Consider the following 14,146-nt stretch of genomic DNA (forward strand, 5'->3'; position numbering starts at 1 on the left):
GAGCGGATTATGAGCTTAATCGAGTGTAAAAACATCAACCGTTGTTTCGGCAGCGGCAACAACCGCGTTCATGTTTTGAAAGACGTCAACCTGAACATAGAAAAAGGCGATTTTGTCGCCATCATCGGCCAATCCGGTTCAGGCAAATCGACCCTGATGAATATTTTGGGCTGTTTGGATACCGCCAGCTCCGGCTCTTATACTGTCGACGGTATCGAAACTTCACAGATGTCCGCCGACGAATTGGCCGCCCTACGCCGCAAACGGTTCGGTTTCATTTTTCAAAAATACAATCTGCTCAATGCCTTAACCGCTCGCGACAATGTGGCCCTACCTTCCGTTTATGCCGGTATAGAGCAGGCGGAACGTAGCAAACGCGCCGAAAAAATCCTGCATGATTTAGGCTTGGAAGGCAAAGAAAGCAACAAACCCAGCCAGCTTTCAGGCGGCCAGCAACAACGCGTAAGTATCGCCCGTGCCTTGATGAACGGCGGCGAAGTTATCCTCGCCGACGAACCCACCGGCGCATTGGACACCCAATCGGGCGAAAACGTAATGGAAATCATCCACGATCTGCACGCCCGAGGTCATACCGTAATTCTGGTTACGCACGACCCGAAAATCGCGGCCAGAGCCAACCGCATCATCGAAATCCGCGACGGCCGCATTATCTCCGACACCAGCAAAAACACCGATATTCCTCCCAGCAGCGTGAAAAGCATCGAAGAAAACACCTCGTGGCTGTTTTTCAAAGACCAATTTTTAGAATCTTTCCGTATGTCGGTGCAGGCGGTTCTGACACACAAAATGCGCTCGCTGCTTACCATGCTCGGCATCATCATCGGCATTGCTTCCGTGGTGTCGGTGGTTGCCTTAGGTAAAGGTTCGCAAGAAAAAATTTTGCAGGATATCAGCGCAATCGGCACCAATACCATCAGCATCAGGCCCGGCAAAGGTTTCGGCGACCGTCAGGCTTCACGCATCCGCACACTCACAATCGCCGATGCGAATGCCATTTCCAAACAAAGCTATGTTGCCAGTACCACGCCGACTACCGCCACCGCCGGCATACTGACTTACCGTAATATTGATGCTACCGCCCAGCTTTACGGCGTGGGCGAACAGTATTTTGACGTGCGCGGCATCAAACTGGCACAAGGTCGGCTCTTGAGCGAAGATGATGTGAAACACGGCAGCCAAGTCGTGGTTATCGACCAAAATACCAAAAACAAGCTGTTTTCAGACGGCACCGACCCGCTGGGCAAAGTGATTTTGTTCAAAAAACGCCCGCTGCGCGTCATCGGCATCACCGAAGAAGACGACAGCCCGTTCGGGAGCACCGACAGCCTGCAATTATGGGCACCGTACACCACAGTGCTCAACCAAATTACCGGCCAGCGTTATATCAGTGCCATCACCGTTAAAATTAAAGATGATGTCAACTCGCAAGCCGCAGAAAAAGGTCTAACCGAACTGCTCATTTCACGCCACGGCAGTGAAGACTTTTTTATGCAAAACAGCGACAGCATCAAGCAAACCATCGAAAGCGCCACCGGCACCATGACGCTGCTGATTTCCAGCATCGCCCTGATTTCACTTATTGTCGGCGGCATCGGCGTAATGAACATCATGCTGGTATCGGTTACCGAACGTACCAAAGAAATCGGTATACGTATGGCCATCGGCGCACGGCAGTCAAACATTTTGCAGCAATTCCTTATCGAGGCCGTCTTAATTTGTTTGATCGGCGGTTTGACTGGCGTATTGTTTTCAGTAGCCATCAGCTTGGTGTTCAACCATTTCGTTACCGATTTCGCCATGAAATTCTCGCCCATGTCGATTGTGGCCGCCGTATCCTGTTCCTCGATCATCGGCGTAATATTCGGCTTTATGCCGGCCAAACGGGCATCCCAACTCAACCCGATTGACGCACTGGCACATGATTAAATTTTTCAGACGGCCTCCGCCATCAAGAGGCCGTCTGAAAACCATGCAGTCAAACCCATTTGAAACAGCATATCCATGCAACCGGACAAACCTGCACAACCGTTGTTTCAAAGCGGTTTAACGACAGCGGAGAACCTTATGAAACTGCACCAACCTTTTCAGACGGCCTTAAACTTAAGCATCGTCTTCATCATCAGCGGCTGCGTCGTCAACCACACCCCGAACAAAAACCTGACGCTCGAAGCCACCGGCCACATCATTTCCGCGGAAGAAGCCGCCCAACGTTACGACATTACCCTTAGCTGGTGGGAAACCTATAACGACACCCGGCTCAATGCCCTGATAGAACAAGCCCTTACCCGCAATATCGACTTGAAAAAGGCCGCCGTCAATATGAACAAAGCCTTATACCAAGCCAACATTCTCGGCGCAGAATTGGTTCCCTCTTTCAGCGGCTCTTTGGGCGCATCCGCCAGCAAAAACCTCAAAGGCGGCAACAGCACTCCTTCATTCAGCAGCCAGCTCGGTTTAAGCTATGAAATCGACTTATGGCAAAAACTCAATGCTCAAGCCGACGCGCAAGTATGGGAATATCAGGCTACGCAACAAGACTTGGCCGCCACCCGTCTGACATTGGCCAACAACGTTGCCGATGCCTACTTCAATATCGCCTACCTGAACGAAGCCATCGCCTTAACCGAAAAAACCATCAAGCAATACCAAGAAATCAACCGTATCACCTCGGCCAAATACCGGTACGGCAAAGCCGATGCCGCCCAACCGCGTCAGGCGCAGCAGTCATTGCTGTCCGCACAAAACAGCCTGATTTCTCTGAAAAACAGCCGTGAATTAACACAAGAGACCTTGCGTAACCTGCTGAACCTGAAACCCGCCGAAGCCATGGCAGCCTCTCCCGCAAGCTATCGCTTGAGCAGCGCCAAAGGCGTGGATTTAAACGTTCCCATTTCCACTCTTGCCAACCGCCCCGATTTACGTGCTGCAGAATACCGGTTGCAATCGTCGCTGAAAAACGTAACCGCACAAAAACGCAGTTGGTATCCGAGCATTACCGTAGGTGCGACATTAAGCACTTCTTCGGATAAGGCACGCACCGCATTCGACGTGCCGTTCTTAGGCGGCTCGGTCAAACTCAACCTGCCCTTCCTCAACTGGAAGACTTTGAAATGGGAAGATAAAACCGCCGAAGCAAATTTTGAAAACGCCCGCCTGAATTTTGAACAAACGCTGACCGCCGCTTTAAACGAAGTGCACGGCAACTACCAAAAATTCAGCCATGCGGAAGCCACTTTAGCCAATGCCCGCAAAAAATATGCACTCGATCAAAAAAACAGCCGCTACTACCAAGTGCGCTACCAACACGGCAAAAACGAACTGAAAGACTGGCTGGATGCGCTCAACACTGAATATGCCTCCGCCCAAACACTGCTGAACGCACGCTACGAAACTTTAAAATACGAAAACATGGTCTACAAAGCCATGGCCGGACGCTACCGCGGCAAAAATCTGTAAAACAGAATCCGATACAAAAAAGGCCGTCTGAAAACACTGTTTCAGACGGCCTTTTTGCCTATTGAACAATCAAACGATATTACGCAGCCGGTTTACGGCTTTTCATTTTATCTTCGCAACCCAACTTGTATTCGCTGCCATCGGCCAACAGCAACTTCGGCTGCTCTCCTTTTTCAATCACGTTTTCATTAATCACAACTTTTTTCACGCCTTTCAAATCAGGCAGCATATACATGGTTTCCAGCAGGCAACGCTCTACAATCGAACGCAGACCGCGCGCACCTGTTTTGCGCTCCATCGCCTGTTTTGCAATACTGTGTAAAGCCGAGGGCAACACTTCCAATTCAATATTTTCCATGCCGAACAAAGCTTGATATTGTTTAACCAACGCGTTTTTCGGCTCGGTCAAAATATTAATCAATGCGTCTTCGTCCAATTCCGCCAAAGTAGCAATCACCGGCAGGCGGCCGATTAGCTCGGGAATCAAACCGAATTTAATCAAATCTTCCGGCTCGACGGTTTCAAATAAAGTAGTAATATCAGCATTCTCGTCTTTACTGCTCACAACCGCGCCGAAACCGATGCCGCCTTTTTCCGTACGCTGACGGATCACTTTTTCCAAACCGGCAAACGCACCACCGCAAATAAACAGAATATTGGTAGTGTCGACATTGATAAATTCCTGATTCGGATGCTTGCGCCCGCCTTGCGGAGGCACGGAAGCCACAGTACCCTCAATCAACTTCAATAAAGCCTGCTGTACCCCTTCGCCGGAAACATCACGGGTAATCGAAGGATTGTCGCTCTTGCGGGAAATCTTGTCGATTTCGTCAATATAAACAATGCCGCGCTGGGCTTTTTCCACATCGAAATCGCATTTGCCCAACAATTTGGTAATAATTTGCTCGACATCTTCACCCACATAACCGGCTTCGGTCAGCGTAGTAGCATCGGCCATTACAAAAGGAACATCCAACTTACGCGCCAACGATTGCGCCAGCAGCGTTTTACCCGAACCGGTAGGCCCTATCAACAGAATATTGCTTTTAGACAATTCCACGTTGCCACTGCTTTTCGGATGGCGCAAACGCTTGTAATGGTTATACACCGCTACCGCAAGAGCTTTCTTCGCCTGCTCCTGACCGATAACATGGTCGTTCAGATTGGCAACAATCTCGGCAGGCGTAGGTAGTTTGTCCTGAACACCCTGCATATTGGTTTCATAAGCTTCCGTGTGATCGTCCTGGGTTTGCAGCATAATGCCGCAGGTTTCCACACATTCGTTGCAGATAAAGGCATGTTCGCCTTCAATCAAGTTTTTTACTTCATGCTCGGGCTTACCGCAAAACGAGCAGGAACGTTTTTCGTCAGACATATTCCGTATCTTTTAAAATTAAATTGCCGTCGGGCATTGCCCGTTTAATAAATATTGAACAAATAAGTATAATAAGTATCCGCCCGTTTATCAAACGACATTGGCAACAAATAATGCAAATTACAGTTTTTCAGACGGCCTTTTATCCGGGAAGTGTACCGTTTACGTAAAATATGACGGTAAAAAGTGAAAAATTTGCTGCCCTCGCTTTACAAGCCGATCAAATTCAATCAATAATACATAAAGTTACCGCATATTAATCTTGAAAAATAATGGAATATGAATATGCCGATTATCCGCATAACCAAAAAAGCAGCCGCTATTTGCTTGAGCATCAGCATGGCTGCTTTTACTCTTCCCGCAGCCGCCGATGACTTAGACATTTTAGGCCAATTCTTAGAGCAAAACTTCTCCACCCAAAGCGATCCCTTGGGTGCATTTGCTGCAATGAATATCGAAGAACAGATTGAAGCTCAGGCTGCTGTTGCCGGCCCGCTGCTGTCTTCCCAATCTGCATTGATTATTAATGATAAAACCGGCGAAGTGCTTTATCAGAAAAACCCCAACCGCGTAATGCCGATTGCCTCCATTTCCAAGCTGATGACTGCGATGGTAGTGCTGGATGCCAATCAAAACATGAATGAAGCCATCACCATCACGCCGGATGAAATCGACCGTCTGAAAGGTACCGGCAGCCGCTTGAGCATCGGTACTACTTTAACCCGCGGCGAACTGCTGCATTTGAGCCTGATGAGTAGTGAAAACCGTGCAACCCACGCGCTCGGACGCAGCTACCCCGGCGGTATATCCGCTTTCGTAAGTGCTATGAACCGTAAGGCTCAAAGCCTCGGCATGTCCAGCACCCGTTTCTACGAACCCACCGGCTTGGATTTCCGTAACGTATCTACCGCCAACGACCTGAGCAAAATGGTTCAAGCCGCCAGCAAATATGCCGTTATCCGCCGTAACAGCACTTCCAACTACGGCTCGGTTTATACCAACAACGGCCGCCGCCAGAGCTATAAAAATTCCAATGCCCTCGTTCGTGAAGGCAACTGGAATATCGAACTGCAAAAAACAGGCTATATTCGTGAAGCCGGCCGTTCTATGGTTGTAAAAGCCAATGTGCAAAACCAACCGATTACCATTGTGCTGCTGAATGCCCCCTCTTCCCTCAGCCGTGTGAATGATGCCCGTCAAATCGAATCGTGGATGCTGCAACGCCGTTCTTAAATTTTTATCTACACACGAAAGGCTGTCTGAACAACATTTTCAGACGGCCTTTTTCACTCGCTTAAATCTAAAAAATATTTTTCTAACAAATAGTTAATCGACAATAACTTAATTTTACAACCATCTGAAATAAAAAAACTATAGTTTTACTCTAATTTTGGCAGATGCTAGAGTATAATGCCTAAGCCTTAAAACCCACATCAACAAAATACATCAACTGTTTCACGAAATGCGGTTCTGTCTTCCGAAGCGGAAACACTATCCATCCACTACAAAATTCCCCCCCTACCCCATTTCGAGAAATCTGCCCACTCTATAAAGGAAGCATATACATGCAACACGATTTCGACTCTTTGATTATCCGTGGCAAATCACTTATTCCGATTGTGCAAGGCGGCATGGGCGTAGGCGTATCCGCATCCAAATTATCCAGCGCAGTGGCTCGTGAAAATGGTGTCGGTACAATTGCCAGCGTAGATTTGCGCCACCTGCATGAAGACTTGCTCGCCGAGTCGAAAATCAACCCTACCGAAGAAAAATACTGCAAGCTCAACCACATCGCACTTGATCGGGAAATTCAGAAAGCAAAAGCCTCCACACAAGGCAAGGGCATGATTGCCGTTAACGTGATGAAAGCGGTTAAAGACCACCAAGCCTTGGTACGCCAAGCCTGCGAATCGGGTGCGGACGCTATCGTAATGGGTGCCGGCCTGCCGCTTGATTTGCCGGAAATGACCGAAGGCTATCATAAAGACGTTGCCCTGCTGCCGATTCTTTCCGAATCACGCGGCATCAATATCGTGCTGAAACGCTGGATGAAAAAAGGCATATTGCCCGATGCCATCGTTGTAGAACATCCCGCCCATGCCGCCGGACATTTAGGTGCAGCAACGGTAGACGGTGTAAACGATGCAAAATTCGAATTTAAGCGGGTCATCGAGGAAACGTTTGAAGTGTTTAAAAAACTCGGCCTGGAAAGCGAAAAAATCCCTTTAATTTTAGCTGGCGGTATGGCTAATTTTGAAAAAATCACTACTGCCCTCAAAGAATGGGGGGCATCTGCCGTACAAATCGGTACAGCTTTTGCAGTTACCCAAGAAGGTGATGCCCACCTGAATTTTAAGAAAACGCTGGCGAGAGCTCCTACCGAACAAGTGGTTGAATTCATGTCGGTTGCCGGTTTACCTGCCCGTGGTATCCGTACCAAATTTCTGGATAATTACATTAAACGCGAAGCGAAGTTGCAAAGCAATGCCAAAGCAGATCCCCGACGTTGCACACAAGGTATCAACTGCCTTTCCGTATGCGGTTTACGCGACGGCTTAGAAAAAGTCGGCCAGTTCTGTATCGATATACAATTGGCGGCAGCATGGCGTGGCGAAGTAGACAAGGGGTTGTTTTTCCGTGGGAAAGACCCTCTCCCCTTTGGAGATGCAATCAAAAGTGTTCGTGAAACCATCGATTATCTGCTTCACGGCTATACAATGGAGCAGCGTAAAATCGGTTAATATTCCAATCCGATAATAAGAAGGCCGTCTGAAAAATTTTCAGACGGCCTCCTTATTATCAATATTCTTATCTGCGGCGGGAGCCGGGCAGGGGCATGTCGGCCCATTTCATCACGCCCGCCACTTCGGCCGGATTCAGTTCGTAAAACTGGCCGCGTTTCAAGCGGTTGGGCAAGCCGATGGGGCCGAATCCTACGCGCACGAGACGGCTCACGGTTAAGCCGAAATGCTCGAAAATGCGGCGCACTTCACGGTTACGGCCTTCTTTAATGATCACGTTATACCACTTGTTTGCCCCTTCGCCGCCTTGCTCGTAAATGCGTTCCACTTTGGCCAAACCGTCTTCCAGCATCACGCCTTCTTCGGTAAGCGTTTTCATCTGTTCAGTGTCCAGACCGCCCAACACGCGCACGGCGTATTCGCGCTCGACTTCAAAGCTGGGGTGGGCGAAGCGGTTGACCAGTTCGCCCGATGTGGTAAGGATCAACAGGCCGCTGGTGTTAATGTCCAAACGGCCGATGGCCACCCAACGGCTGCTGGCGGCTTGCGGCAGGCGGTCGAAAATGCTCACGCGGCCTTGCGGGTCGTCGCGCGATACGATTTCGCCTTCTTGCTTGTAATAGAGGATGATGCGCGGCAGGCGGTCGGGCCATTTGAGCTTGATTACGTTGCCTTTCACGGTAACTTGGTCGTCGGGCGATACTTTGTCGCCAAGCCGGGCGGTTTTGCCGTTAACAGTAACCAAGCCCTGCGTAATCCAGTCTTCCATTTCACGGCGCGAACCCACGCCCGACGCGGCAAGGGCTTTTTGCAGGCGCACCGGCTCGAAGCTGTCTAAGTCGACCCGTTTTTCTTTCAAATCGCGGGCGCGTTCCATGATTTTTTGATTGGGATTGCGCACCACCAGCTTTTTGGCGCGGGAAGCCTGCGTTTTCGGCGCGGCGGGTTTGCCTGCGGCTTCTTTTACGCCTGTTTTATTCTTAAGGCCGTCTGAAAACTTGCCTGTGTTTTTGCGGGCAGCCTTTTTCTTGGCCGGTGCGCCGTCGCGCAATTCACGTTTGCTTGAGATTTTTTTGGTGTTCACTAAAAGCTCCTAACGCATTTTCCTGAAAGGAAAACGGTTCTTCTGCGGCTTGTGCGGCAGGATGGGTTGTTAAAAAAATAAATAAGATGGGTTTTCAGACGGCCTTTTGTAGGGTCGGGGCCGCCTGAAATTAATTCAACCGTAGGTCGGATACTTGTATCCGACACACAATGGAATGCCCGCGATTTTGTCGGATTCGAGAATCCGACCTACTGCTTACGGAGATGCGGGATACTCGGGTCAAGCCCGAGTATGACGGGCATATCGTTTTTTTCAAGTAAGGCCGTCTGAAATTAATTTAACCGTAAGTCGGATACAAGTATCCGACCTAGCTGCTAATTCAGTACGGGCGGTTCGGAAAGCGGCTCGGTTTGCCCGGCTTCTGTTTCTTCTTCGTCGCCGCTTTCGGCGGGTTCAATCAAGTCGGGCAATACCAGCTCGCCCAATTCGGTAAGCGGCGGCAGTTCTTCCAAACTTTCCAACTGCAAATCGCTTAAAAACACATTGGTCGTCGCCCATAAAGCGGGGCGGCCGATGGAATCGCGGTGGCCGATAATCTCAATCCAGCCACGGTCTTGCAGCGTCTGCATCACGTTTTGCGACACCGCCACGCCGCGTATGCCTTCGATGTCGCCGCGCGTAACCGGCTGCTGGTAGGCGATAATCGCCAGCGTTTCCATCACCGCACGCGAATAGCGCGGCGCGCGCTGTTCCTGCAAACTGCCCAACCGCTCGAATGCGGCTTGGGCAATCTGAAAACGCCAGCCTTCATGCGTATGCACCAACTGCAAAGCGCGGTTTTGCCAGCGGGTTTTCAAGTTTGCCAGCACATCGATCAGCTTGTCGGGCGACAGCGGCGGCACGCACAACTCGCGCATGGTTTTTTCGCTTAAAGGCTCGGTTTGGGTTAAAAGCGCGGCTTCAATCAGCGCATCGGGGGGGAGTTTTTCGGTCATGGGAAAAGCACAGAATAAATAATACTAAGTAACATTTTTAGGATTTATACTCTTGAATCTTCTTTAATATTTCATTTTTTAAAAAAATATCCTCGTCAACGAGTGCAAGTTGTTTTAAATTTTCCATTTCCTTTTTATTCATGTTTTTTTTACCAAGCCACCAATGAAACATACCGTTTCTATTATGCTCAGGGCTTTCCTCATGCTTCCTTTTATGACTTATAACTTGCATAACAAATAATTCATCAGGATACATACCCAAGCTTATCCAACTGACATTGGCCCTAATGCGACTTAGAAATAATCTTTTGTATTTAATAAGATTTTCTTTTCTTTTAAATTTACTCATAATCATTTTTTTATTCATTTTCTTGCTCCAAAACTATTCATCAAATGTACCTGTATCAAATACTTGTTGCTGACGCTTTTGAATAGTCTCTCTTCTTTGAGAATCTTTTTCTTTTCTTAATCCTTTACAAAAATCTTTTTGCTCTTTTGACATTTTTCTATTATCTGCATCAGTAAATGGTTCAAAAGTTTCTGTACTCATACGAGGCCCATCATTGCTTCCAAGATGTACATGAGGAGGATCATGCTCAGCCCTAGAACCCGGAGGAGTAGCATTTGGCCCAGGATTTGCATGAACGGAAGTTCCTTTTTTACCTGGTAAAATTCTAATTAATCCTAATGGATCAGCCCAAGTTTGCGCATTCGGAAAAGCAAAATAAGCATTGCTTCCGCCTGCCAAGCCTATCGGGTCTTGGGTCATAAACCTGCCGAAATTAGGATCGTAATAACGATGAAAATTGTAATGCAGGCCTGATTCGGGGTCGTAATATTGCCCTTGCAGTCTGAAAGGCTGATGAACATTTGGAACAAGGGATTCTGCAAAAGTTAACTGCCCCCATGCGCGGTATTTACCATACCACACTAAATTACCATCTTTATCCGTCATCTCGCGAGGAGAGCTTGCTTGATCACAATGAAAATAGAAGATGGTTTCATTGGTTTCGCCTTCTGCATTTGTCCAATTGTGAACTTGGGCTAAAGGTTCGTAGCTGTTTTGGTCGGCATAGGTATAGGTGTAACGCCCGTTGGCGTAAATCTCTTGAAACAGGCGCGAGCCGTCCCAAAGAAATTCGGTAATGTTGGTTTGTGTACCGTCGTCAAGAATTTTGGCTTTTTTTGTGCGGCGGCGCAGGGCATCATATTCATATGCCCATACGTCTTTTTCCCATGTGTTATTTTCAAACTTGGTAAAGGTTTCTATTCTGATAAGCTGGTCGAATAAATCATAATACAGATTTTGTATAATACCTTGGGCTTCACGACATACGATATTGCCCAATTCGTTATAGTAATAACTGATACCGTTGTAGTGGGTTACACGGTTATCCATGATTTTTTGGGGTGCCGGATTATTTCTTATTTGTTCCATCATCAAAAACCTTTCCGGTTAAAAATTTTAGATATTGCAACTTGGGTTTTCAGACGGCCTTTGGCAACAGGCCGCCTGAAAGGTATTCAGCCATTTTCTCCGCTTTTCGGGTGCTGCCCTTTTCTCTCTGCCTTTCTGGCTTCCCTTGCGGCTTTAAGCTCGGCTTCTTTCTGACGGGCAGTTTTCAGCCAGCTTTCCCATTGGTTCGGCGTTTCGAGTGTGATTCTGCCGATGTGGCCGTCGCGGAAATCGGTAAGGATGTTTTCGGCGGCTTTTTGGTAGTTAATGCGTCCGCCGCTTAATACGGCTCCGCGTTTTTTGGCGATCCATTCGAGCCAGTCGGTGTCGTTCCAGTGGCTGCTGGGGTCTTTGTCGGCTTGGTAACGTGCCTGCAACAGGGGCAGGTAGTGGCGGCGCAGGTAGTCGAGCAGTTCGAGGGCGACTTCTTCTTCGTCGAGTGCGTTGCGGCCTACGGCTCCGCTGGCGGCGAGGTTGTAGCCGCTTTCTTCTACGATGATTTTCGGCCACAGCATGCCGGGGGTGTCGTAGAGCCAGAAGTCGTCGGCGAGAAACAGGCGTTGTTCGGCTTTGGTGATGCCGGGTTCGTTGCCGGTTTTGGCGGATTTTTTGCCGATCATGCCGTTTATCAGGGTGGATTTGCCGACGTTAGGGATGCCGCAGATGAGTACGCGCAGGGGTTTGTCGATGCCGCCACGGTTAGGCATCATGTTGCGGCAGGCGCGGGTGATTTTGGCGGTTGCGCCTTGCTCGGAAGAGTCGAGGGCGATGGCTTGGGTGTCTGGCCGGCTGTTGTAGTAATTGAGCCAAACGGCGGTTCGTTCGGGGTCGGCAAGGTCTTGTTTATTGAGGATTTTGAGCTTGGGCTTGCCTTCGGAAAGCTGTGCCAGCAGGGGGTTTTCGCTGGAGGCAGGCAGGCGGGCATCGAGCATTTCGATCACCATATCAATGCTTTTGATGCGCTCGGCGATGGCTTTTTTCGCCTTGTTCATGTGGCCGGGAAACCATTGGATTGCCATGTGTCTGTTCTCTTGATGGGTAAGGGGAGCGGAAACTTCGATAAAGTGTTAAGCAGTGAAACTGCTGTTCACACGGCTTTTGCGAGAGTGTGTTGAGACAAAAGGTTTCCTGCGCCGGAATAACGTAATCAGGCAGCCCGACAACAGGCTGCCTGAATTTGATGCGGCAATTATAGCATATTGTTTTGTTTTAGGCTTTTCAGACGGCCTCTGATAGCAAGAGGCCGTCTGAAAAGATATTTAACGCTCTGCCAATACGGATAGCTGACGGTGGCGAACCAGTAATTCGTAATGGCCTTTCAACCGCTCGGCCAACTGCTCCACAACATATACGGAGCGGTGCTGCCCTCCCGTACAGCCGATGCCGATGGTAACGTAGCTGCGGCTTTCTACCTGCATCTGCGGCAGCCAGCGGTTCATAAAACTACTGATGTCGTTAATCATTTCCTGCACAGCGGGTTGGTCGGCCAAATAGTCCTGAATCGGCTTATCCATTCCGTTAAACGGACGTAGCTCGGTATCGTAGTAAGGGTTAGGCAGGCTCCTCATGTCAAACAGAAAATCAACATTGGTCGGCACGCCGTATTTAAAGCCAAACGATTCTAAAATTACCAATAGGCCTTTGCGCTCATGCTTCAGCCATTGCTGCACGGTATAACGAAGCTGCTGGGCATTCATTTTAGAAGTGTCGATACAATAAGCCAACTCACGTAGCGGCGAAAGCCATGCCCGCTCTTTTTGCAAACTCTCAAGCAATGTCATGGTTTGACCGGACAACGGGTGGCTGCGGCGCGTTTCGGAAAAGCGGCGTATCAGCACAGCTTCATCCGCTTCTAAAAACAACACTTCTATATCATAACCTTGTTCACGCAGATATTGTATTTGCTCACCCGCCTCATTGATATCGATACGCGAACGGATATCGACGCTGATGCCAAGTTGGGTTACTTCACTATTATCGAGATGATACTGGATCAGGCCGGGCAATAATTTCATCGGCAAGTTGTCGACACAGTAATAGCCTAAATCTTCCAATAATTTGAGAGCAACCGATTTTCCCGAACCGGAAAGACCGCTAATCAGCACTATTTTCATGATCGGATTCGTTTTCTTTCAAAATGTTTTGGTGGCGTTCGAGAAATTCCCTCGTACTGTCTTTACCTCTCAACTGCAAAATATAATTACGCACCGCCGCCTCCACCAATACGGCTAAGTTCCGCCCTACTGCCACCGGTAAGGTAACGGAACGGATGTTTACATTTAAAATGGATTCGGTTTCAGTGCGTATACTCAAACGGTCGAGCTGCTTCATATAATCATCGTCAGCAGCAACCAAATTGATAATAAGCTGGAGAATTTTTTTAGGACGGATAGAGGTTTCACCGAAAATATGGCGGATATTGAGCACACCCAAACCACGAACCTCGAGAAAATCTTTCAGCATGGGCGGACAACGACCATCCAAGGTTTCCGGACCGGTACGGTACAATTCAACCGCATCGTCGGCAATTAAGCTGTGGCCGCGCGAAATCAGCTCTAAAGCCAACTCGCTTTTACCCAAACCCGACTGGCCGGTAATCAATACGCCGATTTCAAACACATCCAGAAATACGCCATACTTAACAGTGGAAACAGCCAATGTACGTTGCAGATAAATCCGCAAAACGTCCATCAAATACGGGCTTTCCAGCTTCGATGTCAACAGCGGCACATTATTGGTATGACAGTAGTCTCGCAATATAGGCGGCACAGACAAGCTATTGGCAACAATAACCAATGCCATTGAAAAATCGAAAAGCTGGCTGAAACTGACAGCCGTTTCTTCTGCTTCCAAGCGGGTCAGATATTCGACTTCCGCCACACCCAATACCTGCACCTGATTGGGGTGGATAAAATTCAAATGGCCGACCAGCGCCAAAACGGGCTTGTCGGCCTCAACCCCGATACGGTTATCGGCTCCTGCCGTACCTGCCGCCCACGCCAGCTGCAGCTTATGTTGGTTGTCTTGGTACAGACGGCGAACGGAAATGCTCGGCAT

Annotated in this window: 12 protein-coding genes; 4 read left to right on the forward strand and 8 right to left on the reverse strand. The window is 48.8% G+C overall.

The features are described from left to right. Window positions 1-9: 9 nt before the first annotated feature. Window positions 10-1,947, forward strand: a complete 1,938-nt coding sequence (locus tag EL216_RS04285; RefSeq protein WP_085389433.1) for a MacB family efflux pump subunit — start codon at window positions 10-12, stop codon at window positions 1,945-1,947. Window positions 1,948-2,085: 138 nt separating this feature from the next. Further along, the gene (locus tag EL216_RS04290; RefSeq protein WP_085389591.1) at window positions 2,086-3,477 is read left to right on the forward strand and encodes a TolC family protein; all 1,392 of its coding nucleotides are present in this window, start codon (window positions 2,086-2,088) and stop codon (window positions 3,475-3,477) included. A gap of 79 nt (window positions 3,478-3,556) precedes the next feature. Here the strand turns inward: EL216_RS04290 and clpX are convergent, their stop codons facing one another. Beyond that, the gene (clpX, locus tag EL216_RS04295) at window positions 3,557-4,852 is read right to left on the reverse strand and encodes an ATP-dependent Clp protease ATP-binding subunit ClpX (RefSeq protein ID WP_085389432.1); all 1,296 of its coding nucleotides are present in this window, start codon (window positions 4,850-4,852) and stop codon (window positions 3,557-3,559) included. Window positions 4,853-5,191: 339 nt separating this feature from the next. On the opposite strand from clpX, the gene EL216_RS04300 reads away from it, so the two are divergent. Together EL216_RS04300 and EL216_RS04305 are read left to right on the forward strand one after the other, a co-directional pair. Further along, window positions 5,192-6,085: a serine hydrolase gene (locus EL216_RS04300; protein WP_408633982.1), complete on the forward strand. Its 894-nt coding sequence runs from the start codon at window positions 5,192-5,194 to the stop codon at window positions 6,083-6,085. Between the two features lie 332 nt (window positions 6,086-6,417). Next, on the forward strand, window positions 6,418-7,593 hold the full coding sequence (locus EL216_RS04305) for an NAD(P)H-dependent flavin oxidoreductase (RefSeq protein WP_085389431.1): 1,176 nt from the start codon (window positions 6,418-6,420) through the stop codon (window positions 7,591-7,593). 67 nt (window positions 7,594-7,660) lie between these two features. Here EL216_RS04305 and EL216_RS04310 read toward each other — a convergent pair whose 3' ends face one another. From EL216_RS04310 to hprK, 7 genes are all read right to left on the reverse strand, one after another. Continuing rightward, the gene (locus EL216_RS04310; protein WP_085389430.1) at window positions 7,661-8,677 is read right to left on the reverse strand and encodes a pseudouridine synthase; all 1,017 of its coding nucleotides are present in this window, start codon (window positions 8,675-8,677) and stop codon (window positions 7,661-7,663) included. A 335-nt stretch (window positions 8,678-9,012) separates the two neighbouring features. Beyond that, window positions 9,013-9,633 carry an SMC-Scp complex subunit ScpB gene (scpB, locus tag EL216_RS04315; protein WP_085389429.1) on the reverse strand — a complete coding sequence of 207 codons (621 nt, stop codon included), beginning with the start codon at window positions 9,631-9,633 and terminating at the stop codon, window positions 9,013-9,015. Window positions 9,634-9,670: 37 nt separating this feature from the next. Next, window positions 9,671-10,000, reverse strand: a complete 330-nt coding sequence (locus EL216_RS04320) for a hypothetical protein (RefSeq protein WP_126300838.1) — start codon at window positions 9,998-10,000, stop codon at window positions 9,671-9,673. Between the two features lie 15 nt (window positions 10,001-10,015). Further along, on the reverse strand, window positions 10,016-11,074 hold the full coding sequence (locus EL216_RS11405) for an RHS repeat domain-containing protein (RefSeq protein WP_085389427.1): 1,059 nt from the start codon (window positions 11,072-11,074) through the stop codon (window positions 10,016-10,018). 83 nt (window positions 11,075-11,157) lie between these two features. Next, window positions 11,158-12,108: a ribosome biogenesis GTPase YlqF gene (gene ylqF / locus EL216_RS04330; RefSeq protein ID WP_085389426.1), complete on the reverse strand. Its 951-nt coding sequence runs from the start codon at window positions 12,106-12,108 to the stop codon at window positions 11,158-11,160. Between the two features lie 240 nt (window positions 12,109-12,348). Beyond that, window positions 12,349-13,203 carry an RNase adapter RapZ gene (gene rapZ / locus EL216_RS04335; RefSeq protein WP_085389425.1) on the reverse strand — a complete coding sequence of 285 codons (855 nt, stop codon included), beginning with the start codon at window positions 13,201-13,203 and terminating at the stop codon, window positions 12,349-12,351. After that, window positions 13,184-14,146, reverse strand: coding sequence for an HPr(Ser) kinase/phosphatase (hprK, locus tag EL216_RS04340; protein ID WP_085389424.1), 963 nt, complete (start codon window positions 14,144-14,146; stop codon window positions 13,184-13,186). The genes rapZ and hprK overlap by 20 nt, the downstream gene beginning before the upstream one ends.

The sequence above is a fragment of the Neisseria animaloris genome (assembly GCF_900637855.1).
Taxonomy (GTDB): domain Bacteria; phylum Pseudomonadota; class Gammaproteobacteria; order Burkholderiales; family Neisseriaceae; genus Neisseria; species Neisseria animaloris.